Origin of the sequence: Microcoleus sp. S36b_A4 (genome assembly GCF_036700645.1) — a bacterium.
In the GTDB taxonomy this organism is placed as follows: Bacteria; Cyanobacteriota; Cyanobacteriia; order Cyanobacteriales; family Microcoleaceae; genus Microcoleus.
Genome location: NZ_JAUBPI010000020.1, coordinates 58,972 through 83,544, shown reverse-complemented (window position 1 = coordinate 83,544; position 24,573 = coordinate 58,972). Strand labels below are relative to the sequence as shown.

General features: G+C 45.0%; 22 protein-coding genes and 1 pseudogene. 16 read left to right on the top strand and 7 right to left on the bottom strand.

Annotated elements, in window-relative coordinates; translation table 11 throughout:
• Positions 1–947 precede the first annotated feature (947 nt).
• The 4 genes from QUA03_RS09040 (at position 948) to QUA03_RS09025 (ending at position 3,627) form a co-directional block, all read left to right on the top strand.
• Positions 948–1,235, top strand: a complete 288-nt coding sequence (locus QUA03_RS09040) for an NfeD family protein (protein ID WP_333101688.1) — start codon at positions 948–950, stop codon at positions 1,233–1,235.
• Positions 1,236–1,353: 118 nt separating this feature from the next.
• Complete coding sequence (locus QUA03_RS09035; protein ID WP_333211416.1) at positions 1,354–1,641, top strand: NfeD family protein; 288 nt, start codon at positions 1,354–1,356, stop codon at positions 1,639–1,641.
• A 127-nt stretch (positions 1,642–1,768) separates the two neighbouring features.
• Complete coding sequence (gene glyQ, locus QUA03_RS09030; RefSeq protein ID WP_333082767.1) at positions 1,769–2,647, top strand: glycine--tRNA ligase subunit alpha; 879 nt, start codon at positions 1,769–1,771, stop codon at positions 2,645–2,647.
• A 212-nt stretch (positions 2,648–2,859) separates the two neighbouring features.
• Entirely contained in the window at positions 2,860–3,627 is a 768-nt protein-coding gene (locus tag QUA03_RS09025; RefSeq protein ID WP_333211418.1) for an ATP-binding cassette domain-containing protein, read from the top strand.
• A 207-nt stretch (positions 3,628–3,834) separates the two neighbouring features.
• Here QUA03_RS09025 and QUA03_RS09020 read toward each other — a convergent pair whose 3' ends face one another.
• Positions 3,835–5,106, bottom strand: a complete 1,272-nt coding sequence (locus QUA03_RS09020; protein ID WP_333211413.1) for an MFS transporter — start codon at positions 5,104–5,106, stop codon at positions 3,835–3,837.
• 289 nt (positions 5,107–5,395) lie between these two features.
• A complete protein-coding gene (locus QUA03_RS09015) occupies positions 5,396–5,908 on the bottom strand; it encodes a DUF2808 domain-containing protein (RefSeq protein ID WP_333211412.1) in 513 nt (170 codons plus the stop codon).
• Positions 5,909–6,470: 562 nt separating this feature from the next.
• Here QUA03_RS09015 and QUA03_RS09010 point away from each other — a divergent pair.
• The 3 genes from QUA03_RS09010 to QUA03_RS09000 all read left to right on the top strand — a co-directional run bounded on the left by QUA03_RS09010 (position 6,471) and on the right by QUA03_RS09000 (position 9,674).
• Entirely contained in the window at positions 6,471–7,619 is a 1,149-nt protein-coding gene (locus tag QUA03_RS09010; RefSeq protein WP_333211410.1) for a Re/Si-specific NAD(P)(+) transhydrogenase subunit alpha, read from the top strand.
• 352 nt (positions 7,620–7,971) lie between these two features.
• Complete coding sequence (locus tag QUA03_RS09005; RefSeq protein WP_106150865.1) at positions 7,972–8,265, top strand: NAD(P) transhydrogenase subunit alpha; 294 nt, start codon at positions 7,972–7,974, stop codon at positions 8,263–8,265.
• On the top strand, positions 8,262–9,674 hold the full coding sequence (locus tag QUA03_RS09000; protein ID WP_333211408.1) for an NAD(P)(+) transhydrogenase (Re/Si-specific) subunit beta: 1,413 nt from the start codon (positions 8,262–8,264) through the stop codon (positions 9,672–9,674). The genes QUA03_RS09005 and QUA03_RS09000 overlap by 4 nt, the downstream gene beginning before the upstream one ends.
• A gap of 98 nt (positions 9,675–9,772) precedes the next feature.
• Here the strand turns inward: QUA03_RS09000 and QUA03_RS08995 are convergent, their stop codons facing one another.
• Positions 9,773–10,135: a tetratricopeptide repeat protein gene (locus QUA03_RS08995; RefSeq protein WP_333211406.1), complete on the bottom strand. Its 363-nt coding sequence runs from the start codon at positions 10,133–10,135 to the stop codon at positions 9,773–9,775.
• Between the two features lie 62 nt (positions 10,136–10,197).
• Here QUA03_RS08995 and QUA03_RS08990 point away from each other — a divergent pair, with 62 nt between their 5' ends.
• Positions 10,198–10,677 carry a helix-turn-helix domain-containing protein gene (locus QUA03_RS08990; RefSeq protein ID WP_333211404.1) on the top strand — a complete coding sequence of 160 codons (480 nt, stop codon included), beginning with the start codon at positions 10,198–10,200 and terminating at the stop codon, positions 10,675–10,677.
• Positions 10,678–10,742: 65 nt separating this feature from the next.
• On the opposite strand, the gene QUA03_RS08985 is transcribed toward QUA03_RS08990, so the two are convergent.
• A complete protein-coding gene (locus QUA03_RS08985; protein WP_333211403.1) occupies positions 10,743–10,943 on the bottom strand; it encodes a type II toxin-antitoxin system HicB family antitoxin in 201 nt (66 codons plus the stop codon).
• Positions 10,944–11,203: 260 nt separating this feature from the next.
• Here QUA03_RS08985 and QUA03_RS08980 point away from each other — a divergent pair, with 260 nt between their 5' ends.
• Positions 11,204–11,899, top strand: coding sequence for a hypothetical protein (locus QUA03_RS08980; RefSeq protein WP_333211401.1), 696 nt, complete (start codon positions 11,204–11,206; stop codon positions 11,897–11,899).
• A gap of 20 nt (positions 11,900–11,919) precedes the next feature.
• Here the strand turns inward: QUA03_RS08980 and QUA03_RS08975 are convergent, their stop codons facing one another.
• Positions 11,920–12,261: a hypothetical protein gene (locus QUA03_RS08975; protein ID WP_333211399.1), complete on the bottom strand. Its 342-nt coding sequence runs from the start codon at positions 12,259–12,261 to the stop codon at positions 11,920–11,922.
• Between the two features lie 219 nt (positions 12,262–12,480).
• Here QUA03_RS08975 and QUA03_RS08970 point away from each other — a divergent pair, with 219 nt between their 5' ends.
• From QUA03_RS08970 to QUA03_RS08950, 5 genes are all read left to right on the top strand, one after another.
• Positions 12,481–15,564, top strand: a complete 3,084-nt coding sequence (locus tag QUA03_RS08970) for a type ISP restriction/modification enzyme (protein WP_333211397.1) — start codon at positions 12,481–12,483, stop codon at positions 15,562–15,564.
• A gap of 20 nt (positions 15,565–15,584) precedes the next feature.
• A complete protein-coding gene (locus tag QUA03_RS08965) occupies positions 15,585–15,911 on the top strand; it encodes a DUF433 domain-containing protein (protein ID WP_333211396.1) in 327 nt (108 codons plus the stop codon).
• Positions 15,912–15,964: 53 nt separating this feature from the next.
• Complete coding sequence (locus tag QUA03_RS08960) at positions 15,965–16,291, top strand: DUF433 domain-containing protein (protein ID WP_333211394.1); 327 nt, start codon at positions 15,965–15,967, stop codon at positions 16,289–16,291.
• 3 nt (positions 16,292–16,294) lie between these two features.
• Entirely contained in the window at positions 16,295–16,636 is a 342-nt protein-coding gene (locus QUA03_RS08955) for a DUF5615 family PIN-like protein (protein ID WP_333163649.1), read from the top strand.
• 101 nt (positions 16,637–16,737) lie between these two features.
• Positions 16,738–19,437 (top strand): protein-arginine deiminase family protein, encoded by a 2,700-nt coding sequence (locus QUA03_RS08950; RefSeq protein WP_333211392.1) that lies wholly within the window; start codon positions 16,738–16,740, stop codon positions 19,435–19,437.
• 132 nt (positions 19,438–19,569) lie between these two features.
• On the opposite strand, the gene QUA03_RS08945 is transcribed toward QUA03_RS08950, so the two are convergent.
• Both QUA03_RS08945 and QUA03_RS08940 read right to left on the bottom strand, forming a co-directional pair.
• Positions 19,570–19,749 carry a hypothetical protein gene (locus tag QUA03_RS08945; protein WP_333211391.1) on the bottom strand — a complete coding sequence of 60 codons (180 nt, stop codon included), beginning with the start codon at positions 19,747–19,749 and terminating at the stop codon, positions 19,570–19,572.
• Between the two features lie 19 nt (positions 19,750–19,768).
• A pseudogene (locus QUA03_RS08940) lies at positions 19,769–20,290 on the bottom strand (RNA-guided endonuclease InsQ/TnpB family protein); the annotation flags it as partial.
• Between the two features lie 239 nt (positions 20,291–20,529).
• Between QUA03_RS08940 and QUA03_RS08935 the strand changes: the two are divergent.
• Complete coding sequence (locus tag QUA03_RS08935) at positions 20,530–21,453, top strand: hypothetical protein (RefSeq protein ID WP_333211389.1); 924 nt, start codon at positions 20,530–20,532, stop codon at positions 21,451–21,453.
• A gap of 85 nt (positions 21,454–21,538) precedes the next feature.
• On the top strand, positions 21,539–24,514 hold the full coding sequence (gene pruA, locus QUA03_RS08930) for an L-glutamate gamma-semialdehyde dehydrogenase (protein WP_333211388.1): 2,976 nt from the start codon (positions 21,539–21,541) through the stop codon (positions 24,512–24,514).
• The last annotated feature ends 59 nt before the right edge of the window (positions 24,515–24,573 follow it).

Here is a 24,573-nt window from a genome sequence, read left to right as displayed (position 1 = left end):
CTGCCTCATTGTAGTTTTTTTTCCATGATTATGGGATGTTTGGTTTCACCCTTTTTTAATTCGCCAACAGTCTCTTGGGATGGAAGCTACACTTTTTCGGTTAGCTGGTCAATTGGAGTATGCTAAACCTTGGAGCCATCGCCTACCCATCATCAAGTTAACAAATCGCTGAACCGGAACGGAATGTAGAAAGAGGTAGGTACAAATCAATATCGCATGGAGAGGGCGGGTGAGTTGCCAAGTTTACTTAGCTTGTATCATAGATCCACTTACGGGCCGCTAATGGCGCACAGAGTGTCAGAAACCGGGTTTTTAGAGGTTTGGTGCGTAAGTTACGGACTAGATATTTATGGATATTCCGGATTGGGAGATCGAGACTGCGTAAGTTCATGATTCACCGTTTGCGGTAGTCCAGTTAGCTAAATTGGCACAGCTACAAGCCTGATAGCTAGGCAAAAACCGTTGCAAAACCGTTGTTTGCAGGTTGGAAAGTGTCCTGTGCCAGTACCAGACTCGGAAAGTGGACTGGCGATCGCACCAAAGACATTCGACTCCTGGCAAATTAGTAAGTGTAAAGCAAGTGAGTCACACCCCAATCAAAACATACAACCCAAAAATAAAACATTTTCACAGCAGTAGTAATGCGGAATCAGTCAATCTCTAATGTAGCTAACCACATCTACCCTTAAGGTAAATCCCACCAACGGCTCAACAACGAAATCCGTAATTCAATACCTCGGAATTACTGGATTTATACTCCCCGCAACCGCTTCTGAAATCCCCTCAACATTTCAAAAATTCTTGGGTTTTTATCCTGATAAAACCACGGAAGGCAAGAACAATGAAATATCAAGGTAATCAATCTTAACAGAGGAAATGCAGCCTCTCAAATAGCATAAACAGACAATTACACATCCCTATATTTTAACACCACAGGAGTAAATATCATGTTCAACGTAGTAAAAGCCTTCGGCTCTATTTTCTCTACCCAAGGATACAGCACAGCTAACAATATGCTTATCAAAAATTACGTCAACACCAATTTTAACTACTTCAACGAAGAAGCAGTCGTTGATGAATCGATTTACCCGAATCAAACAGGTCGCGTCCGCTTCCAAGGTAGCTGGTGGCCCGCACGGTGCGATCGCCAAATCACACTCACACCTGGAGACACGGTTTATGTCATCGGCGTTGACAACATCACTTTGTTAGTTTCCCTCGCTCCTGCAGACTAAATCAGAGATTGAAATACAAGGGCAACAAATAAATCTCAATCCGGGAAATGCAACCTCTTAAATAGCATAAATAGGCGATTAAACTTCGATATATATTAACACAAAAGGAGTCAGGAAAATGTTCAACGTAGTAAAAGCTTTCGGTTCTATTTTTTCTACTCACATCTACAGCACAGAAAAGAATATCATAATGGATAACTACATCAATACCAATTTTAACTATTTCAACGAAGAAGCAGTCGTCGATGAATCGATTTACCCGAATCAAACAGGTCGCGTCCGCTTTCAAGGTAGCTGGTGGCCCGCACGGTGCGATCGCCAAATCACCCTCACACCTGGAGACACGGTTTTTGTCATCGGCGTTGACAACATCACTCTGTTAGTTTCCCTCGCTCCTGCAGACTAAATCACAACTCGCTCCAAACTGCCTAACTTTTCACAACCATATCTGATTTCGGCAGGGTTTATGCAAATAAACCCTGCCTTTTATATGCTTAAATAAGTTGAGACACTCGCTAACCATATTTAAACCAGTGAACTTTCAATCAGTCATTGCCACCTTAAACAAATTCTGGAGCGATCGAGGATGCCTGATCGCCCAATCCTACGACACAGAAAAAGGTGCAGGAACCATGAATCCCCACACCTTCCTCAGAGCAATCGGCCCCGAACCTTGGTCAGTCGCCTACATCGAACCCTGTCGCCGCCCCACCGACGGACGCTACGGCGAAAATCCCAACCGCTTCCAACATTACTATCAATATCAAGTTTTAATTAAACCCTCTCCTCCCAACATCCAAGACATCTATTTAGACTCCCTCAGAGCATTAGGAATTAGCCCAGAAGACCACGACATTCGTTTCGTAGAAGATAACTGGGAATCGCCCACCCTCGGAGCTTGGGGCGTCGGCTGGGAAGTCTGGCTCGACGGCATGGAAATCACCCAATTTACCTACTTTCAACAGTGCGGTAGCATTGACTGTCGCCCCGTCTCCATTGAAATTACCTACGGACTAGAACGCCTAGCAATGTATCTCCAAGAAGTCGATGCCATGACGAAAATTCAGTGGAAAGATGGCATCACTTACGGCGACGTTCACCTGCAAGGAGAAATAGAACAGTGTACTTATAACTTTGAAGCTTCCAATCCAGAATTGCTGTTTACTCTATTTGGATTGTACGAGCAAGAAGCTGAACAATTGACCAAAAAAGGATTGGTTTTACCCAGCCTTGATTATGTGTTAAAATGTTCTCACACTTTCAATTTACTCGATGCTAGAGGCGTGATTTCGGTAACGGAAAGAACCCGCTACATCACCAAAATTCGCAACTTGGCGCGGCGAGTTGCTCAGCTTTATTTGGAACAGCGCGAAAAGCTGGGTTTTCCTTTAGAAAAATCTGTAAAAGTGTGAGAAGGAAAAGGATCACGACACGGATACACGGATGAATTTAGTTGCGATCGTCCTCGACTCATACCAATTTTATAGGTCGTTTCAGAGAATTCCGATCCCCCCTAACCCCCCTTAATAAGGGGGGGACAAGATTCCGATCAAAGTCCCCCTTCTTAAGGGGGATTTAGGGGGATCGAAATATGTGCAATTTTTTGGGATTTTTAATGAATTCAATGCCTAATTATTCGGAAAATAATACAGAAATAACTCCTCAACTGCGAATTGACGGTGTAAGTTTGAAAACACCGATCGCCTCAAGCTACTTATTGGAAAATATCTCGTTTCAGGTACACAAGGGATCTCGCGTGGCAATTGTTGGCCCTTCAGGTGCGGGGAAAACAACGCTGTTGCGACTGCTAAATCGGCTCAGCAGTCCTAGCAGCGGCTCCATTTATCTGGAAAATACAGAATATCGCCAAATACCTGCGATCGAACTCCGCAAACAAATCACCCTCATCCTGCAAGAATCCAAGCTTTTGGGAATGTCGGTGCGAGAAGCATTGGCTTATCCTTTGAAGCTGCGGGGCGTAACTTCATCAAACATTGCTGAGAGAATTAGCGGGGCGATCGAACAACTGCACATACCCCAAGAATGGCTCGATCGCACCGAATTGCAGCTTTCCACAGGCCAAAAACAGCTTGTGGCGATCGCCCGCGGCATCATCCTGCAACCAAAAATCTTGCTTTTAGACGAGCCAACATCCGCCCTAGACGCTGGAAAAGCCGCCCACCTTTTGCAAGTATTGACACAGCTAACAAACGGCCAAACCACCATTGTAATGGTAAACCATCAATTAGAATTAGCTGAGCAATTTAGCACGCGAATTCTGCATTTACAGCGCGGAAAGCTCATTGAAGATTTGCCCTCTCATCAAATAAATTGGGTGCAACTGCGGCAAAATTTAATCCAAGCAGAAGCAGAAGCCCAACAAGAATGGTAAACAAGCTCAAAAACACTTTCTGCGACGGGTTGCGTAATTAATTTGGATGTTTTAACCGCAGAGGGCGCAGAGGGCGCAGAGAAAGAGAAGATAAGAGGGAAAGAGAGAAGTTTACCAGTTGTTGAGGATTCCTAGAGAGAGAGACAGTCAGATATTAGCTTTGGGAATCTTGTTTAATGTTGGCATTTGTGATTTGACGCTAAATCGCTAGTGCGGAATTAAACCCATTTTTTGATAAAGTGGTCGGATTAGGTTTTTTAAAGCTGGCAACTGTTTGGTAAAAACTATGGAGCCTAAAATACAAATTATACCTCCAATGATGACTGTATAGGGAGCGCCGATATAATTTGCCAATCCGCCGGCAACTAAATTCCCAAACGGTGTCACTCCAAAAAATGCCATCGTGTATATGCTCATCACTCTTCCGCGTTTGTCGTCTTCCACAATTGTTTGCAAAAATGTGTTTCCTCCTGCAAATTGGATAATGAAACCAAACCCAACGAACAACATCATGATTAATGACAGCCACAAGACGCGGGACAAACCAAAACCTATTAATCCGAATCCCATAATTGCCGGTGAAATCGCAATCCATTTGCCGAGGCCAATTATACTTTTGCGCGAAATCAAATAAATCGCCCCCGCGAAGGCGCCGACTCCCGAAGATGCCATCAAAAAGCCGAGGGTTTGTGCGTCGCCGTGCAGGAGTTTGGTGGCAAAAATTGGGACTAAAACAGTGTGGGACATTCCGGCTAAACTGACTAATGCTAATAGCAGTAAAATTGCTCGAATCGGGGGAAACCCGAAGGCATAAACGAATCCTTCTTTTAATCTTTGTAAGGGTTTGGTATTAGTTGCTGCAATTTTACGGGGTTTGATTTGCATCGCTAATAAGCCTGCAATTACAGCAATGTAGCTGAGTCCGTCAATAAGAAAGCAATAACTTGCACCGACTGTAGCTATCAGCAAACCTGCCATTGCTGGGCCGATTAGTCTGGCTGCGTTGAACATCGAAGCATTAATGGCGATCGCATTTGCTAAATCTTCTTTCTTTTCTACAAGTTCCGGTACAAAAGCTTGCCGTGCCGGCGCGTCAAAGGCGTTAATTGCGCCTTGAAAGAAACTCAGTACCAGGATCTGCCAAATGTTAACGACTCCTGTTAGTGCTAAAAATGCTAGCGCTAAGGATTGAACCATCGCTAATATTTGAGTGGCAATTAGGACTCGGTGGCGGTTCCAGCGATCGATAAAAACTCCTGCAAAAGGCAGTAAAATTAATGTAGGTATTTGACTTGTAAATCCCACCACGCCGAGCATCCAAGGTGAATCGCTCAAATTGTAGACAAGCCAAATAGTAGCGACTTGCGTCATCCAATTCCCAATTAGGGAGATGCCTTGTCCTGCAAAAAACAGGCGATAATTTCTTGATCGCAGCGCTGGAGGAAGTTTTATTGTTTTGATTTTTGCTAGTAGATTCATGCTGCAAGTACGGCTAAAGCAATCCTATTTGATTGGTAAACATTTTTTAGGGTAGCGCCCCTGGGTCTACCCCTAATTAGCGAAGGGCAACCATCGGGAGACTGCCCCTAGACTCATTATTACCAATCATTGAGAATTGCGATATGAGCCGAAGGTTCTATTTTACTACTCCCGAAAACCCAGATTTGAGTATGGTTAAGTTTTTGCTCGAAGGAAAACGATCGCCACATTTAAATTTTTCTGTCGCGATCGCTTGACTAACGAGAAATTCCTTCCCCGAACTCTTCCCTCAATTAATGCTCAACAGCCAAGTACCGAGGTAACGCAGCAAGGGAACGTCCCCAGGGGTGCGGATGCGGACGTTGAAATGGTACATTCCGCCAGGAGATGGGTTTCTGACGTTGGAGAGTACAACCTCAACATTGTTGCCGGCGGCAATTGGTTCTTTGGGATAAATTTCTATGAATCGATTTTCTTTGTCCCAGATTACTTCTTGCAATTCTATTGTTTTGTTTTTGACGCGCACTTTAATGTCTTTTTGGTCAAATTCGCCTTTGTAGTAGTCTGGATAGGATATGTTCAGTTGGGCGATCGCCAAACTTACTTTCTTGGAAGGAATTCGCAGCCGATATCTATCGCCACTCATCCCGGCTGTACCGTAATCCAAGCGATAGCTTAATTGGTTGGCGCGATCGGGGCCTCCGAAAATCGTCAATCCTGGCATGGACTGAGCTAAACTGATGGCGGGTAATCCAGCCACCAAGCAACCTGTAACCGCTAGTGCTGAAAATAATCGTCGCATAACAACTCCTCTAATTAAACTCTTGGTGAACCTTAAATATTGCTCGCCCGAAATTTGCGATCGTGCCTACAATATATCGAATCTCTCAGCAATTTGATGAGGGCGAGGGACCGCCGGCTGAGGTCAATCGATTTTAGATTTTAGATTTTAGATTTTAGATTGACCCCACGGATAAATTCGGATACAGGTTTTTTATTTCTGGACGGATGAATCCGGGGGCTTGTATCCTGGATGCTTTCGGTCACTTTTTTTTGCGTAATTTTTGCGTAATACTGATAACAGACATTCAAACTACAGAATTAGGCGACATAAAATTATATCATAATCGGTGGCAAACTTAACCATTTAGCGAATTTGAATGTATAAGATAAGTTAAAGATACGGGTCGAATTTGGGCGATCGGCTTTAGTATCAACGAGAGAAGTTTAGGGCAACGGCTGCTTCAATGTAAAGCAAGGCATCGGGCGATTAAAAATCGCACTTCAAGAAACCTGCGGAGGCAGGTTTTGTCTGTGTAGGCGCGGTTTCAACCGCCCTGGGAAGGCTTAAATAAGGAGAGTTCATGAAATTAGCGATCGCAAAAGAAATAGCAGCAGGCGAACGCCGGGTGGCATTAGTCCCCGACGCTGTAGCCCGATTAGTCAAACAGGGCGTAGAAGTTTGGGTTGAGGCCGGTGCCGGCGCACAATCCTTTTTCTCGGATCTTGCTTACGAAGAAGCGGGAGCTCAGGTTGTCGCCGATACCGCTAGGGTGTGGGGCGAAGCCGATGTCGTCGTGAAAATCGGAGTCCTGCAAGAATCAGAAGTTCATCAACTCCGGGAAGGAGGCGTTTTCATCGGATTTTTGAATCCTCTGGGAGATCCAGCTTTAGTGCAGCGTTTAGCCGATCGCAAAGTAACTGCATTCAGCATGGAAATGATCCCGCGCACCAGCCGCGCTCAAAGCATGGATGCGCTGTCATCTCAGGGCAACGTTGCCGGTTACAAAGCGGTACTGATCGCAGCCGCAGCTTTGCCAAAGTATTTTCCGATGCTGACAACGGCGGCGGGTACAATTCGCCCCGCGAAAGTATTGGTAATGGGTGTGGGCGTTGCGGGCTTGCAGGCGATCGCCACGGCGCGTCGTTTGGGTGCGGTAGTCGAAGCTTTCGACATCCGCCCGGAAACAAAAGAACAAGTACAAAGTTTGGGCGCTAAATTCCTTGATGTCGAACTCAAGGAAGAAACCGTCGCCGCCGGAGGCTATGCAAAAGAACTATCAGAAGCAGCCAAAGAATACACCCGCCAAGTGCTCACCCAACACGTCAGCGCTTCCGATGCAGTTATTACAACCGCTCAAGTTCCCGGCAGAAAAGCACCTATTTTAGTTACTAGAGAAATGGTTTCTCAAATGAAGCCCGGATCGGTAATTGTTGACCTCGCGGGCGAACAAGGCGGCAATTGCGAATGCACGGAAGCGGGGAAAGATGTTGAATGGAACGGCGTTAATGTCATCGGCCCGATTAATGTGCCCTCGTCTATGCCTGTCCACGCTAGCGAAACTTACTCGAAGAATATCTCCTCTTTACTTCAGTTGATGCTGAAGGATAAGGAACTCAATTTGAATTTTGAAGACGATATCATTGCTGGTGCTTGCGTTGCCCGCGACGGTGAGATTAGTAATCAGCGAGTGCGGGATGCTTTGGCGGCTGAGGCTTCAGCCGTTAGTTAGTTAATAGTCAACAGTCATTAGTCATTAGTAGGAAAATGGGTGGTTTCATTAGTGTCAGCTTAAATCTAAAACCGTTGATAAATCTCGTTGGTAGTCAAGGCCAGATCCCCCTAAATCCCCCTTAAGAAGGGGGACTTTGAATGCTTCTTGTCCCCCCCTTCTTAAGGGGGGCTAGGGGGGATCTGATCTCGGCAGTAAACAGCAGTCTGTGAAGACGTTTGACCTGGTTTGGAAACGGTAAAGCTTTTACAGTTGATGACTAAGGACTAATGACTATTGACTAACAACTAACAACTAATGACTAATGACTAATGACTAATGACTAATAACCAATTACCAATTACCAATTGTCATGGCAGAAGGATTGATTGCAGGTTTAGTGGTGTTTACTCTAGCATCGTTTGTGGGATTTGAAGTAATTAATAAAGTCCCGCCGACGCTGCACACACCTTTGATGTCGGGTTCCAATGCGATTTCGGGAATTGCCGTTTTAGGTGCAATTCTGATTTCTGGCCAAGGCAATGTGACTGTTACTTCGATTTTGGGGACGATCGCGATCGCCCTGGCCACAATTAACGTTGTCGCCGGTTTCTTAGTAACCGATCGAATGCTGCAAATGTTCAAGAAAAAAGAGGTTAAAGCGTGAGCGATTTTCTGCCCAGTGGCATTCAACTAGGTTATTTAGTTGCCGCATCTTTGTTTATTATCGGTTTGAAACAGTTGGGTTCCCCTGCAACTGCGCGTCAAGGGAATGTGTTAGCTGCGATCGGGATGTTAATTGCGATCGTCGGTACGTTGCTGGAAAAGCAAGTAGTCAGCTACGAATTGATTGCTGTCGGAATTATCGTCGGTTCCATTTTGGGAACAATTATGGCGAATACCGTGGCGATGACGGATATGCCGCAGATGGTGGGTTTGCTTAACGGTTTCGGGGGCGCGGCTTCTGCACTCGTTGCTGTGGGCGAATTCTGGCGCTATCTCAGCATCCCGGAATCGCCAACTCCAGACGCGACAATCACTATCCTTTTGGGTGTGCTGATTGGCGGAATTACTTTCACTGGTAGCCTTGTGGCGTTTGCGAAACTGCAAGAATTGCTACCGGGTGCGCCCATGACGTTTCCGCTGCAACAGCCGTTTAATGCCATGCTGGCGATCGCACTTTTAGCCGGCAGCGGTTATATGCTGACGAATCCCGAAAATGTGCCGGTATTCCTCGGTTTGGTGGCGATTTCCAATATTCTGGGAATCATGTTCGTGCTCCCGATTGGGGGCGGCGATATGCCGGTGGTGGTTTCGCTGCTTAATTCTTATTCGGGGATTGCGGCGAGTGTGGCTGGGTTCATTTTGATGAACAATATGCTGATTATCGCTGGTGCATTGGTGGGCGCGTCGGGGATTATTTTGACGCAAATCATGTGCAAGGCGATGAATCGATCGCTTGGTAGTGTGCTGTTTAGCGCGTTTGGTAGCGGTGGCGGTAGTGCTGCGGGTGCTGCTGGGGCTGCTGGTGGTGCGATCGACAAAACTGTTCGCAGCATCAATCTCGAAGAAAGTGCGATGATGTTGGGTTATGCGCGATCGGTTGTAATTATTCCCGGTTACGGGATGGCTGTAGCGCAAGCACAGCACGCTGTGCGCGAGTTAGCCGACGGTTTGGAAAAAATGGGTGTTGACGTGAAATACGCGATTCACCCGGTGGCTGGGCGGATGCCGGGGCACATGAATGTGCTCTTAGCGGAAGCAAACGTGCCTTATCCGCAGTTGTACGATATGGACGATATCAATCCGCAGTTTGAAGAAACGGATGTGGCGTTGGTAATCGGGGCGAATGATGTGGTGAATCCGGCGGCGCGTCACGATACGGCGAGCCCGATTTATGGGATGCCGATTTTGGAGGTTGATAAAGCTAAGCATACGATCGTGATTAAGCGCGGGATGAGTGCTGGTTTTTCCGGTGTAGATAATGAGTTGTTCTACAAGGATAAGACGATGATGTTGTTTGGTAGCGCTAAGGATGTGGTTGCCAAATTGGTTTCTGAGGTGAAGCAGTTGTAGGATTTTGCAACCGCAGATGAACGCGGATTAACGCGGATGATTAAACCCGGTTTCTTGGAGAAACCGGGTTTTTGTTTGGAGTTTGTTTTGGTGTTGTTTTATGCAATGCTAGCTTTGTTCACATATTCACTGGAAATCGGTGTATGTGAAAATCCTTGTTCTCTGGCTTTTTGAAACCATTTTTCTGCTTCAGTGCGATCGGCTGTTACACCATCAGCACCGCATAGATAAATTCCTGCTAAGTTGTTTGAGGCAACACCATAGCCTTGCTCAGCGGATTTGATGTACCATTTAATTGCTTCTAATATCATCCTTTCTCGACCTAATCCTAAATGGTACATACTGGCAATTATGCACTGGGATTCAGCATTTCCTTGTTCTGCTAGTGGTTTTAACAAGGTAAAGGCTTGGGTATAATCTTGGTTATTAAAAGCGGCTAGACCTTTTTCTAAGTCAGGCATTAACGGTCATTAATAAATTCAATATACTATAATAGCATTAAACCAATTCAGGAAACATTACCATGAACAGACAAAAAATACTTCTAGATCCGGTTTTACCAACAGAAGCAGAAACAAAAGCTATCAAATTGTTGGATAAAATGCTATGTCTCAAGACAGAAAGTGGTGATGCTGAGACATCCAAAGTAAAATTGGTGGAAGTTGGCGGGGAAGCGATCGCACTTCCTGAATCACTCTATCAATTGTTGTGTCAAGCTGCACATTTAATGGCGGCTGGTAAAGCAGTATCTTTAGTGCCTATTGAGCAAGATATGACTGTTGAAGAAGCTGCGACTTTGCTCAATGTGTCGCCACAATTTGTAGTCAAATTGCTCGATGATGGGGAAATTGCCTATGGAAAAGTAGGAAACCAGCGGCGGATAAGTTTGGCAAGTGCGATCGCCTATAAACAGCAGCGTACTGTTAAGCGCCGTGAAATTCTCAAGGAATTAGCTCAGTTTAGCCAAGAAGAGGAATTGCATGAAGCCAGAGTATACAGCTAGCAGGTTGATTCCGATTTTTGCAGATAAGATTCAACGTTATTATCAGAATATTTCGTAGGTTGTACTTAAGGGCGATCGCTATGCAGCAAGTTTTTGAATTCAGAAGGATCTGCTGTCTCAAAAAATAGTTCCAACGCTTCGATCAGATTCCGTCGCGCTTCTTCTATATTGTCACCTTGGCTGGCAATATCGATTTCTGGGCAAAGGGATACATATCCGTCGCCTTCTCGTTCAATAATTGCTGTCAACTGTTGTGTTGACTTCATAATTTGAAGTGGCGGACTGCCAAGCTCAAACAATTATAGTTTTACTTGAGATTATATCACATCTTTCGCTGTTCGGTGTATAGGGCGATCGCCCTATACAATGCTAGCTTGGTTTAAATAGTCACGGGCGATCGGTGCTAGTCAAATATACCTGCGATCGGAGATTTTTTAAATATAATGAAATCCTAAAGAATTAATAGAGCTGCAAAAATTGTACTAACATTAGAGCTAACGTCAATTAAATTAAAAAATTTTCAACTATGTCAGATCAACCTTTTAATATCCGCCAACTAAATGGCCTAGATTATGACGAAGCAGAACCACTCCTGGAAGATTATCAGGAAACGCTAATCGAGCTATTTGTCAATTCTCCCGAAGGAGAAGAATACTGTAAAACTTATCCAGACGTTGGATTTTGGATCTCGCAGTTCATTTATTACGGTTTCGGCTATGAAGGTTTTACGCTGCCTAGCATGAAAGTGGAAGATGCGGAAACTGTAGTCGAAGAGTTGTTTCCCAGGAAAGTGAGTTTGCTTTCGCCGGAAGAAGGTGAAAATGCTATCCCGGAATTATTGGCGTTCTGGCAATTTTTGAAGCGAGAATTTAAACTGCGAAATGCCACTTCAATTATCAAATACCTGCGGGATATCGAGTCGGAATTTCAGGAAATTATGGAAGATTCCTCTAATTTTGGATTTGCCAAATCCTTTGTAACGCTAGGTCAGCAAGCAGGGTTTGATATGAGTACGGGGGAAGGTCTAACACAATTTCAGGAGATATATAATGCTAGCATTGCTCCTATAATGGCAGCTAAAAACTCCGATACATCGGGATTTTCCAGCAAACCGATAAGTGGTAGTGCTGTCAATGAATCTAAAGCAAGTAAAGAAAAACAAAAAAAAGCAAAAAATACGGCGGCTGAATCGAGAAAACGCAACCGCACTAAGAAAAAATGAGGTTTAGCAAGTATCTATCCTCACTTCACTCTTCTTCTGATTCTTCTCAGCATCCTGTTAGCTTCTTCCCTCCCGCGAAACTTCCAAACTAACAAATAACATATCAACTGAAACCCGAATATCCCTAATACGATCGCACTTTCTTCCGGTGAGTTGGTAGTTCGATCGAACTTCCCACTCTTCGGACTCGCGGGGATGTTATTCTTAGTTACATCGTCTGTTTGCAGCTTTAAACTAAGTTCTGCGATCGCATTACTATCTTTCAATGTGCGATCAATTTCTCGAAATGACGGCGGTGGCCCGCAGCTTGTTAAGGATAATCCAATAAGGATAAAAATTAAGAAATAACAGCGACATTTCATGATTTTTACCTTTCGGTCAGCGAAAAAGAGAATAAATCCATATAGGGCTTACTTACTCCGACAAAGAAACCGGGTTTTTATCTAATCTGTCGGTAGCCACGAAGTATTTTCCTAAAAAACCCGGTTTCTGGCCCCGTATCTCCAGGACTATTCTATCTACTATAATAGCATTAAACGAATTCAGGAAACATTTCCAAACTAAACCAGGAAACTGATTCAATGCCATCTATATCTTTTGATGCTTACCTCAAGTCGATTCAAAATAACCTGCAAAAAGGTAGCGAGCGCAGCCATTATCCAGCGCTGAAAGATTTGCTGGATGACTCAGACAAGGGCATTGATGCCGTCATTGAAGAAAAAGGAAACAAGGCAGGGATTCCAGACTTTACCGTGCGGCGGCGGGAACTACTGGTGGGTTATGTAGAAGCCAAAGACGTTGGGCTAGATTTGGATCAGATAGAAAAATCGGAGCAATTGCAGCGGTATATAGAAGCGTTTCCGAATCTAGTATTGACTAATTATTTAGAGTTTCGTTGGTATGTGAATGGGAAGCGCAGGCAGAAGGAAATTTTAGCAGATCGTAATGAGAATAAGCTGCAAGTAAGGGCTACAGAAAAGATTGCGGCTCTGCTAGATCAGTTTATCAATTATACAGGCGAGATTATCAGCAGTCCTGAAGACCTGGCGCGACAGATGGCGAGGTTGACGAAGGCAATTAGGTTAGCAACAACAACTGCGCTGGAGGGAGAAAGGAAAGACGGCGAATTGCATCAACTGAAACAGGGCTTTAGTGAGGTGTTGTTGCCCGATTTGAATGATGCTGATTTTGCTGATATGTATGCTCAGACGATTTCTTATGGGTTATTTGCGGCAAGAGTTGGTCATGCTCAAAATCCAGGGTGTGAACCGTTTACTCGGCGCACGGCGGGCACGTATATTCCGGCAACAAACCCATTTTTGAAGCGATTGTTTAATACGATCGTCGAAACGGATGCAGTCAGTCAGATCGATTGGGCGATCGACGATTTGGTGCAATTGCTGTCTCAGGTTGATATGGGTAGCATTCTCGAAAACTTTGGGCAGCGCACTCGGCAAGAAGACCCGGTGGTGCATTTTTATGAAACGTTTTTGGCGGCGTACAATGCAGCTTTGCGAAAGAGTCGAGGGGTTTATTATACACCGGAACCTGTGGTGTCGTTTATTGTGCGATCGGTTGATGCCATTCTCAAAGACCGCTTCGATTTGCCATTGGGATTAGCTGATAACGCCAAAGATCCAGTAACACAAAAGCCGAAAGTACAAATTCTCGACCCTGCAACGGGTACGGGTACGTTTTTGTATGAAGTGGTGAAGCAAATTTACCGCAATTTAGAAGAAATTGGCATGGCGAATCAGTGGGATAGCTATGTGCGAGACAATTTGCTGAATCGGTTGTTTGGATTTGAGTTATTGATGGCTCCCTATGCCATTGCTCACCTCAAGCTAGGGCTAGAACTTGAAGAACTTGGTTACAAATTTAAGGGCAAACAACGATTAGGTATTTACCTCACCAATACGCTAGATGAGGCAATGAAAAAGTCAGAGATTTTGTTTGGTCAGTTTGTGGCACAGGAAGCAAATGAAGCTTCGATGGTAAAACGAGATACACCTGTGATGGTGGTGTTGGGCAATCCGCCCTATTCAGGACATTCGGCAAATAAAAGCGAGTGGATCGCGGGTTTAGTTAAAGATTATTACTATGTGGATGGTGTGCCATTAGGTGAAAAGAATCCTAAATGGTTGCAAGATGATTATGTTAAATTCATTCGCTTTGGACAATGGCGAGTCAGTGAAACTGGTTATGGTGTTTTAGCGTTTGTTACTAATCACAGTTATCTGGATAATCCAACGTTTCGAGGAATGCGCCAGAACTTGATGCAAACCTTTACTGATATCTACATTTTAGATTTACACGGTAATTCTAAGAAGAAAGAAGTTTCTCCCGATGGTTCACCAGATCAAAATGTCTTTGATATTCAACAGGGTGTGAGTATTGGAATTTTTGTTAAAGCACCTGGAAAGGATACACCCGCTAAAGTTCACCATGCAGAGTTATGGGGCGATCGCGCATCTAAATATGAAAGTTTAAATTTGCTAGATATTGATGAAGTTGAATGGGAAATGCTTGAACCTCAGACACCAGAGTATTTTTTCATACAACAAAATTCAAAAGTAAAAGCTGAGTACAACACAGGCTGGCAAATTACTAAAATTCTTCCTGTGAACACTCTGGGTTTTCAAAGTCATCGAGATCATTTCGCGCTCAGCTTTTCAAAGGAGGAAATGAAACAGAGATTGTATGACCTTCAAAATCGCCAACTCACAGACAATGAAATAAAGGTTAAATATCTTATTGAAGATAGTCAGACATGGAACGTGGCAACTGTTAGAACTCAGGTACGTCAAAATCCCACTTGGGAAAGCTCAATTATTGAGTGCTTTTATCGCCCTTTTGATAAAAGATTTTGCTGTTTTAGTTCGATTATAATGGATCGTCCTCGATTGATTTTTCAGCAACATTCAATTTCAGAAAATTATTTTATCAATGTTTGTAGACAAACAAAAGCTGAAGAATGGGCGCATGCAATTATCTCTAACACCCCAACCCCAGCATTGTTTGTTGAGTTGAAAGATGGTAGTAATGCTTTTCCTCTCTATCTTTACCCTGACACTCAAAACAATCAAGGTAATTTATTTGTGGAAAAATCTCCGAATTTGTCATCGGATTTCATTAAAGCAATTCGTGAAAAACTTGGCTACGTCCCCACCCCAGAAGCCATCTTTTACTACATCTACGCCATCTTCCATAGCCCCACCTATCGCCAACGCTACGCCGAATTCCTCAAAATCGACTTTCCCCGTGTGCCTTTGACCAGCAACGACCAGCTATTTAAAGACTTGGGTGCAAAAGGTCAGGCATTGGTAGACCTGCACCTGATGAAATCGAAAAAGCTGAATAAGCTGATTACTAAAATGAGTGGCGATGGTGACAATGCCGTTACCGAAGTTACCTATAAACCCGCAGAACAACGAGTTTATATCAACAAAACCCGCTATTTTGAAGGCATCGCCCCCGAAGTTTGGGAGTTTAAAATTGGCGGTTATCAGGTTTTAGACAAATGGCTCAAAGACCGTAAGAAAGCCAAACGCACCTTATCTTTTGATGATGTACTGCACTATCAAAAAGTGGTAGTTGCGCTCAAAGAAACCATGCAACTGATGGTAGAAATCGATCTACTGATTCCTGGCTTCCCCATAGAGTAAAGTTTATGAGATGGTAAACAATGACACTGAAAGAATTAGAAAAACAACTCCTTGCCTTAACTCCCGCTGAAAAAACTCAGGCAATACAGCTATTAGTTCAAAGTTTAAGCAATACTTGGCAAGGAATAGAAAAAACTCAGGGCGTGTGCGGTGGCGATGCTAGAATTGCCAAGACTCGCATACCTATTTGGTCGCTGGTAAATTATCGCATTCTGGGTGCAAGTGATGTGCGGATTTTGCAAGACTTTCCTCATTTGAGTGCAGCAGATTTGGCGAATGCTTGGGCTTATGCTGAGGCACACCCAGAGGAAATTGAAGCTGCGATCACTAGAAATGAGGCCGCATAAAACATGGCGGGAATTTGCTATAATCTAGATAATATATTCCGGTGATCGCACTTATGACTATACAAGAATTAGAAACTCAAGTCTTAACCTTAAATCTCGCTGATAAAGCTAAACTAATCAGCATCCTAACTCAAAATTTAACTAACGGTTCTTTAGGCATTAAAAAGACTCCCGGTGTCTGTGGAGGGGATGCCTGTGTCGGCAATACTCGCATACAAGTTTGGGTACTGGTGGGTTATCGCCGTCTCGGATGCAGCGATGCGGAACTTTTTAAGTGCTATCCCCATTTGACTGCGGCTGATTTAGTCAATGCTTGGGCTTATGCTGATGCTTACCCAGAAGAAATTGAACAAGCAATCAAAGAAAATGAGGAAGCCTAAAACATGGCGCGACTTTATGCAGACGAACAGTATCCGTTGCCAGTAGTTGAGTTTCTTCGACCTTTAGGTCACGATGTTTTAACAGTTCAAGAAGCCGGAAACGCAGGATTAGGAATTCCTGATGAGGATGTATTGGCTTTTGCAGTGAGTAATGAGCGAGCAGTTTTGACTCTCAATCGAGGGGATTTCATTCGACTGCATCGCTCACAACCCAACCATGCTGGTATTATCATTTGTACTCAAGATAGCAACTGGGAAAGACAGGCGACCCGAATTAATGAGGCTATTTCTGCGATCGATACTTTGAACGGTAAATTGATTCGAGTTAACCGTCCTTCGACATGAAAAAAAGCCGATCGCCCTTCCCGACCCAACAACCTTATAATTAAATCCCCCATTGCTCCCAAGATTAGGTAAAATTATTGGCGTGTCTGAGGATAAACTATATGCGCTGGGTTCGATATATTGCGATCGCCATTATCAATGGTTTCGGTGTCGTCATCGGTATTATTTGGGTTGCAGTCCCCACAACAGTGGCTCAACCTTCCCTAAACTACCAACTCGCACTCTCTGGGCGACAGTCAGAGGGCGAAACTCCGCAATCCCTTTCCGAACTCTACAAATTGCGCGATCGGCTGAAAGTACAATTAGATAACCTTGCCAAAACTTCCGACAGCGCCCCGTTTCCTGGTGAACTTTGGAAATCAGCAATCCACCGTCAGCAATCCCAAACTCTGACGCAGCAACTCCAAAATGTTCAAAGTCAGATTCAAATAGAAGAAAGAGCCAAATATAATTGGGACGATGCTGCTAAATTAGCCGCCAAAGCAGTCGAAATTGGACGCACTTCTAATCCTTCTTCTGCTACTTGGGAACAGTCTCAGCGGCTGTGGGAGTTGGCTATCAATACGCTGCGACTCATTCCTCACGAATCTTTTTTGGCCGATGGGGCGATCGACAAAACCATCGAATACCAAGGAAACCTCAGTGTCGCTACCTATGAAATGCAAGTTGCACGTTCTATTGAGAAAATTAGAGCAGAGGAAGAAGAGATAAGAGAGCGAGCCCGCAAAGAGCAAGAGAAAAAAGAATTTGCTCGTCGAGAAATAGAGAGAAAAGAGCAAGAGAAAAAAGACCGGGCTAGACAAGAACTTGAAAGGCAAGAGTTTGAAAAGCAAGAATTAGCCCGTAAAGAAGTTGAAAGACAAGAATTAGCCCGTAAAGAACTTGAAAGGCAAGAGTTTGAAAGGAAAGAATTAGCCCGTAAAGAAGTTGAAAGGCAAGAATTCCAAAGGCAAGAGTTAGCCAGACAAGAACTTGAAAGGCAAGAATTAGCTCGTAAAGAAGTTGAAAGACAAGAACTTGAAAGGCAAGAGTTAGCCCGTAAAGAAATTGAAAGACAAGAACTTGAAAAGCAAGAATTAGCCCGACAAGAACTTGAAAGGCAAGAGTTAGCCAGACAAGAATTAGCCCGACAAGAACTTGAAAGACAAGAGTTAGAGAGAAATCAGCAAGCAACTCCTCAACCAACTCCTGAATCAACTGTAACACCAACCCCCACCCCAGTTACACCCGCCGCGTCGTCGCCGAACTTTTTCTTTGCGGGAGATACCAACCGAGATGGCCAAATTAACGAGCAAGACGACGCCGGAAAAGAACAATGGTCTTTGTCCAAGGGCGCGCTAATTTTATTTAACGATCGCAATAACGATCGCGGCAAGATACCGACTTGGAAACAAACCAAAGTTAGCGCTCCCCGCCGTGCAGCAATGCTTTCTCAAGTTAACTTGAACCTGTCTGAAAACTTCAAAACCTCTCAGTTATTTATCACGGCTGACAGCATTGCTAGCCCTCACATCAGCGTTTTCCAGAAGACGGGCGACGGCTGGCAACCTGTAGATATATCCGGTGCTAAACCTCTAGTTTTCAGCACGAATATTGTTTTAGGTGTCGAAGCTAAACAATTTGCCGATCGCAACTGGAACGGCACTGTTAATCTTAAAGCAACTGCCCAAAACAACGGTCAAGAAATCGCATCTACAACTATTCAAATGGGCGTTAGTCCTTGGATGATAGCGCCCAATACAGCACCAGTAACTGAAGTTCAGGTCAGCGACAGAGGCGCGGTCAACAGCGAATTTATCTCGCAACTAAAACAAGCAGTAGAACCCACGGGCGCCAAAGTAAAAATTCTCCAGGGCGATCACACTTGGATGCAAGATACCCAGAAAAACGGCTACGTTCAACTCCCCGAACAATCGGAAGTACGCCTGTTTAATGTAGCCCTAAAAACCAATAGCGAGCCAGAGAAAAACCCGCCTATTAAATCAACTCAAAACCGGGATTGGAAAGTAGTAAAAATTGGCAATCCACGTTCTTTAGACCCTGTAAGTCAGTGGTCTGACGGATACGGCAACTTGCAGGTGACACCGCCGATTCCCGGACACCCAATGGGTCGAGTTTATTATGGGAATTCGGGAAATGCTAGTTTTAATCCAGAGGTACTTGATTTCATTCAAGCTCAGAGAATTCAAGGGCCGCCAGTGGATATTGATACTTCTTGGCTTTTGACTCGCCAAGTCGATGAAATTATCAATTTTATTCCCACTCAAACTCCCGGACAATATGTAATGGCGATCGCCAGTCCCGAAGCCGGAGTTAAGCTGTTGGAAGAATTGGAGGGAAGAGGTTACGGCGATGTGGCGATCAATCGTGGTTTGAGCACTCAAACAACAGTCAGCGCCGCCTTGCAAAATCGCGCTTTAATTCAACACAATCTCTATTTGCAAAATCAGAAACTTAATCCGATTATAGAGAAGTTGAAAAGAGAGTTTTTACTCGGAGACGACCAAATTATTCAAGTTCCGGTGATGTTTGGCTACAGCGGTTATGCTTGGTGGCCGAATATGGTCAATTCGGTGCCAGTTAACGGCAAGTTGTTAGTTTCAAATCCGCGCGGGCCAATGATTGACGGTGTAGATTACACTCAGGAAAGATTGCGCCAACTGCTGCTTCCTGCGGGCGTCAGCGTTAGTTTTCTGGATGACAGGTATTATCAAGAATTGAAAGGAAACGTGCAGTCTGCGACGAATACTGTGAGGAAGCCAGAAGAGCGGCCTTTTTGGCAGTCTTTGCCTAATAATTGAGTCCGGTATAGCAATCCTAAATGAGTCGTAAATTTTTTACCCCACCCCAACCCTCCCCTTACCAAGGGGAGGGAGTAAGAAATTCACAAATGATTTAGGATTGCTATAGTAAGTTGCGATCGCAATTTGTGCTCAATATTTACCGAAAATTGGTAAATTGCGATCGCCCCAGCAGAGAGATTTCTCGATCGACACGGACGGCATTTTGTCAATAGCCGTGCCGTATGGGTGCAGTGCAGGCGATCGCACCAGTAACGTAAAATGTCTAAAAGCGGTCTTTCTGACATCCTCCCAACGCTGATGCTGTCGCATACAGCGTGGGGTTCCCAAATCAACCACCAAACTTATCAAGCAAGCTTTCACTTATTTGACAGAGGTTCAAATGTCCTTGAGCGTTAATTCGGGAGTGTCCCCCCCTACTCACAATTTCCAATCCTTTTGCCAAAAGGTTGCGACTAGCATTTTCATCCCGATCCAGAGTCAATCCACATTGACAGACATGAGTTCTTTGGGACAGAGACTTTTTGACAATTCGATGACAAGAACTGCATTCAGAGCTGGTGTATTGAGGAGGCACGGTAATGACAATTTTGCCGAATACTTGCCCATAATATTCCAAGCATTCAAAGAATTGTCTCCAAGCCACATCACTAATACTTTTGGCAAGGCGATGGTTTTTAACCATGTTATGCACCTTCAAGTCTTCAAACACCACCAAATCGCTAGATTTAACCACGCACCTTGCCAATTTCACGGCAAAGTCTTTACGCTGGCGAGAGACTTTCAGGTGTTTTTTTCCCAGTTTGTTAATCGCTTTTTTACGCTTGTTGGAGCCTTTCTTTTTGCGATTAACCCACTGTTTCTGACCAAGCCAGCCGTGCGTATCATCTCGTCGATGATGGCAAACTGTCTTGTCGAACCTCTGAGTTTGGCTTCGAGTACAAACATGACCAAGTGATTAACTTTATGGCTTTATTTTACCATAAGGTTGCGCTCCGCGCGTTTATTTGTTGGTCTCCATTCATCTCAACACCGACCTACGGTACGGTGTGAGCCTTCTTTCGACATTAAAGGTAAAATAAATTTAGCCCCATGAGCGACGAACAGGAAAAAAAACAAATTTTGACTCAGCAACCGGAAACAATTTCCACTGCCAGCGATGAGTTCGAGCGCAGTGAAATTGCCAGTGGCGATTCAACTTCCGCACCGGCAGAAACTCCCGCTGAAATTGCCGCGACCAAAGATATTTCAGCGCCAATCGACGAAACCGAAACAATTCCAATTGCCGCCGATATCGCGCCGGAAACAACTCCACTTGCAAGTTATCCGCCTCCAACAATTCCAACTGCCAACCCTGAACCAAAACTAGCTCGCTCGTGGCAAATATTAGCAGTTTTTCTCAGCGGAATGTTAGTCGGTTCGGTCCTGAGTCTCGGCAGTTTGCTAGCGTGGAGAATGTATCAGGAAAGAGCGAACCTTCAAATCAAACTACCCGCTGACGTACCCCTCCCCGAAAGCCCTCCCCCTGTCGCAACAGCGCCCCTCAACCGCCGGCCCGGACTTCCCCCAGCCCCTGGAAATGGACTCCCCCCCACAATCTCTCCGTCGCCCCGTCCCACTCAAATACCCTCTCTGTCTGGACTTCCGCAACTTGCTTCGCCGTCACCGTCGCCGTTGCCGTTGCCTTCTCCAACTCCAACTCCCGCTGCGGTTGAAACCCCTGTAACTGAGCGAGTTTACTTTCCAGCCGGTGCTACGGGAACTACTCTGAGCAATAGTTTGCGAGCCAACCTATCCAGGCGCTACTTACTGGAGTGCAATAGCGGCCAAAGCATGACAATTAATGTTCAAGAAGGTCAAGTTAGCGCCGCAATTATTGCTCCTAACGGTGAAAACTTAGGTACTGCTAACAGCACAGGTCAGTGGCAAGGTCAACTAGCCAGTAGTGGCGATTATACTATTGAAATTTCAGGCGATCGCCAAGCAAACTACCAAGTTAAGATTGAAGTCAAATAGCAACTATAATTGTATTAGGGGGTAGTTACACAATACATAAACCCGCCCTGGTTGCCAATTACAAATTACCCATTACTAATTACCAATGGTTGCACAAATATCTCCAAGCATCTACGAAGCAAAAACCCAAGAAATTGCCAAAGAAATACTGAAGGCAACTCAAGACAAAAAGCGATCTTTTTTCGGTCAACTGCAAGACCAAATGCGCTGGGACGACAAACTAATGGATTGGGCTATGGCTAGCCCCGGACTGCGGGTGCAGTTGTTTCGATTTATTGACTGTTTGCCGGCCCTCCGCAGCAAGCCGGAAATTGCCCGCCACTTGCAAGAATACCTGACCACTGAAGAGGTAGAATTGCCCGAAGCATTGAAAAAATTGCTCAATTTTACTAACGCTGATTCGATTCCTGGACAATTGGCGGCGACGACGGTTGCCCCGGCGGTGGAAACTTTGGCGCACAAGTATATTTCTGGGGAAAATATCAAGCAGGTAGTTAAAACTTTAGAGCGACTTCGCAAAGATAAAATGGGTTTTACAGTTGACCTTTTGGGGGAAGCTGTCATCACTGAAACTGAGGCGCAAATTTATCTTAACCGCTATTTGGAATTGATGGAGGAACTGGCGAAGGCAGCGAAGAATTGGCCGCAGGTAGATGCAATTGACAAAGCAGACGGCGAAACTCTGCCGCAAGTGCAAGTATCGGTAAAGCTAACGGCTTTTTATTCTCAGTTTGACCCGTTGGATGCTAAAGGTAGTGAGGAGAAAGTAAGCGAGAGAATTCGCATTTTACTGCGCCGCGCGCAGGAATTGGGAGCGGCCGTTCATTTCGATATGGAACAGTATGCTTACAAAAGTTTAACTCTGACAATTCTCAAAGACTTATTGTTAGAGGAAGAGTTTCGGAGTCGCACTGATATTGGAATTACATTGCAAGCATATTTGCGCGACAGTGCTCAAGATTTGCAAAACCTGATTTCCTGGGCAAAAAAACGCGGAAATCCAGTAACAGTGCGGCTGGTAAAAGGCGCTTACTGGGATCAGGAAACTATCAAAGCGATGCAGAAAGATTGGCCACAGCCGGTCTACAATGACAAAGTTGCTACCGATGCCAATTTCGAGCAGATGACGCAGTTGCTGCTCGAAAATCACGAATATTTGTATGCAGCTATTGGCAGTCATAATGTGCGATCGCAAGCCAGGGCGATCGCCATTGCCGAAACTCTCAACATCCCGCGCCGCCGCTTTGAAATGCAAGTGCTGTATGGCATGGGCGACAAATTGGCTAAGCTTTTGGTCGATCGGGGTTATCGCGTCCGAGTCTACTGCCCCTACGGCGATTTGCTGCCGGGAATGGCTTATTTGATCCGCCGTTTGCTGGAAAATACCGCCAACAGTTCTTTCATCCGGCAAAGTTCCGAAGAAATGCCGATCGAACAATTGTTAGCCGCGCCCGTTGCTAATGGAAATGACCAGCTAGTTTACAGCAAAGTATTTCCCAACGTTGCCGATACCGACTACGCTAATACCAAATTGCGGCAACAAGCAGAAACAGCCATCAAATCAGTGCGGGCTAACTTAGGTAAAACCTATTTACCCCTAATCAATGGCGAGTACCAAAATACTGAAGCAACAGTTAATTCCCTCAACCCTTCCAATCCTACAGAAGTAGTTGGCAACATCGGATTGCTTTCCGAAGAACAGGCCAAACAAGCCCTGGAAGCAGCAAAAGCAGCCTCCACCAGTTGGCGAAAAACCCCCGTCCGCCAGCGCGCCGGCGTCCTCCGCAAAGCTGCAGAATTGATGGAACAGCGGCGGCACGAACTATCAGCTTGGATGGTGTTTGAAGTCGGCAAACCTGTCAGAGAATGCGATGCAGAAGTCTCCGAAGCTATTGATTTTTGCCGCTACTACGCCGACGAAATGGAACGGTTAGAACAAGGGAAGAATTACGACATTCCCGGAGAAACTAACCGCTACAGCTATCAGCCGCGCGGCATTTCTTTAATCATTTCACCTTGGAATTTCCCCCTGGCAATTCCCGTCGGCATGACAGTTGCATCGCTGGTAGCTGGTAATTGTACTTTGCTCAAACCAGCGGAAGTTTCCTCAGTAATTGCAGCAAAAATCACAGAGATTTTGCTAGAAGCCGGAATCCCCAAAGGGGTATTTCAATACGTGCCTTGCAAAGGTTCAACCGTCGGCGCTTACATGGTGAAACATCCTGATGTTCACATGATTACTTTCACCGGTTCTCAGGAAGTGGGCTGTCAGATTTATGCCGATGCTGCGATTTTGCAGCCTGGACAAAAACACCTGAAACGAGTAATTGCGGAAATGGGCGGCAAGAATGCAATTATTGTCGATGAAAGTGCGGATTTAGACCAAGCAGTTGCAGGCGTAGTTTATTCGGCATTTGGCTACAGTGGCCAAAAATGTTCCGCTTGTTCGCGAGTAATTGTAGTCGAATCAGTGTACGATAATTTTGTGGCAAGATTGGTAGAAGCGACGCGATCGCTCAATGTCGGCCCAGCAGAAAATCCCGGCACTCAAGTCGGCCCTGTGATCGATGCAAATGCCCATTCGCGCATCCGCGAATACATCGAAAAAGGTCGCGCCGAAGCTAACATAGCTTTAGAAATGCCGGCACCAGAAACCGGTTATTTTGTCGGCCCAGTCATTGTTACCGAAGTATCGCCGACAGCAACTATCGCCCAAGAAGAAATTTTCGGCCCAGTTTTGTCGGTGATTCGGGCAAAAAATTTCAGCGAAGCGATTGTTATTGCTAACGGCACGAATTTTGCTTTAACCGGCGGATTGTATTCTCGCACGCCTTCACATATCGATCGAGCTGCATCCGATTTTGAAGTCGGAAACCTGTACATAAATCGCGGAATTACCGGGGCTGTGGTATCGCGGCAACCCTTCGGAGGATTCAAACTTTCGGGAGTTGGTTCTAAAGCGGGTGGCCCGGATTATTTGCTGCAATTCCTCGAACCCCGCACCATAACCGAAAATATTCAGCGGCAGGGTTTTGCGCCGATTGAAGGAGTGGATGATTAATCATTCCTTTGTTCGCACTAAGGACTGAAGTCCTTTCTCTGGCTGTTAAGCTGTTAAGT

Bases quoted from the DNA above. Each gene is read 5' to 3' on its own strand.
- QUA03_RS09015 (WP_333211412.1), bottom strand. From the start codon at position 5,908: ATGCGACGATTATTTTCAGCACTAGCGGTTACAGGTTGCTTGGTGGCT.
- QUA03_RS08965 (WP_333211396.1), top strand. From the start codon at position 15,585: ATGACACTGAAAGAATTAGAAAAACAACTCCTTGCCTTAACTCCCGCT.
- pruA (WP_333211388.1), top strand. From the start codon at position 21,539: ATGGTTGCACAAATATCTCCAAGCATCTACGAAGCAAAAACCCAAGAA.
- QUA03_RS08995 (WP_333211406.1), bottom strand. From the start codon at position 10,135: ATGCCTGACTTAGAAAAAGGTCTAGCCGCTTTTAATAACCAAGATTAT.
- QUA03_RS09010 (WP_333211410.1), top strand. From the start codon at position 6,471: ATGAAATTAGCGATCGCAAAAGAAATAGCAGCAGGCGAACGCCGGGTG.
- QUA03_RS08955 (WP_333163649.1), top strand. From the start codon at position 16,295: ATGGCGCGACTTTATGCAGACGAACAGTATCCGTTGCCAGTAGTTGAG.
- QUA03_RS09025 (WP_333211418.1), top strand. From the start codon at position 2,860: ATGCCTAATTATTCGGAAAATAATACAGAAATAACTCCTCAACTGCGA.
- QUA03_RS08980 (WP_333211401.1), top strand. From the start codon at position 11,204: ATGTCAGATCAACCTTTTAATATCCGCCAACTAAATGGCCTAGATTAT.
- QUA03_RS09035 (WP_333211416.1), top strand. From the start codon at position 1,354: ATGTTCAACGTAGTAAAAGCTTTCGGTTCTATTTTTTCTACTCACATC.
- QUA03_RS08960 (WP_333211394.1), top strand. From the start codon at position 15,965: ATGACTATACAAGAATTAGAAACTCAAGTCTTAACCTTAAATCTCGCT.
- QUA03_RS09020 (WP_333211413.1), bottom strand. From the start codon at position 5,106: ATGAATCTACTAGCAAAAATCAAAACAATAAAACTTCCTCCAGCGCTG.
- QUA03_RS08975 (WP_333211399.1), bottom strand. From the start codon at position 12,261: ATGAAATGTCGCTGTTATTTCTTAATTTTTATCCTTATTGGATTATCC.
- QUA03_RS08935 (WP_333211389.1), top strand. From the start codon at position 20,530: ATGAGCGACGAACAGGAAAAAAAACAAATTTTGACTCAGCAACCGGAA.
- QUA03_RS09040 (WP_333101688.1), top strand. From the start codon at position 948: ATGTTCAACGTAGTAAAAGCCTTCGGCTCTATTTTCTCTACCCAAGGA.
- QUA03_RS08970 (WP_333211397.1), top strand. From the start codon at position 12,481: ATGCCATCTATATCTTTTGATGCTTACCTCAAGTCGATTCAAAATAAC.
- QUA03_RS08985 (WP_333211403.1), bottom strand. From the start codon at position 10,943: ATGAAGTCAACACAACAGTTGACAGCAATTATTGAACGAGAAGGCGAC.
- QUA03_RS09005 (WP_106150865.1), top strand. From the start codon at position 7,972: ATGGCAGAAGGATTGATTGCAGGTTTAGTGGTGTTTACTCTAGCATCG.
- QUA03_RS08950 (WP_333211392.1), top strand. From the start codon at position 16,738: ATGCGCTGGGTTCGATATATTGCGATCGCCATTATCAATGGTTTCGGT.
- QUA03_RS08990 (WP_333211404.1), top strand. From the start codon at position 10,198: ATGAACAGACAAAAAATACTTCTAGATCCGGTTTTACCAACAGAAGCA.
- QUA03_RS08945 (WP_333211391.1), bottom strand. From the start codon at position 19,749: ATGCGACAGCATCAGCGTTGGGAGGATGTCAGAAAGACCGCTTTTAGA.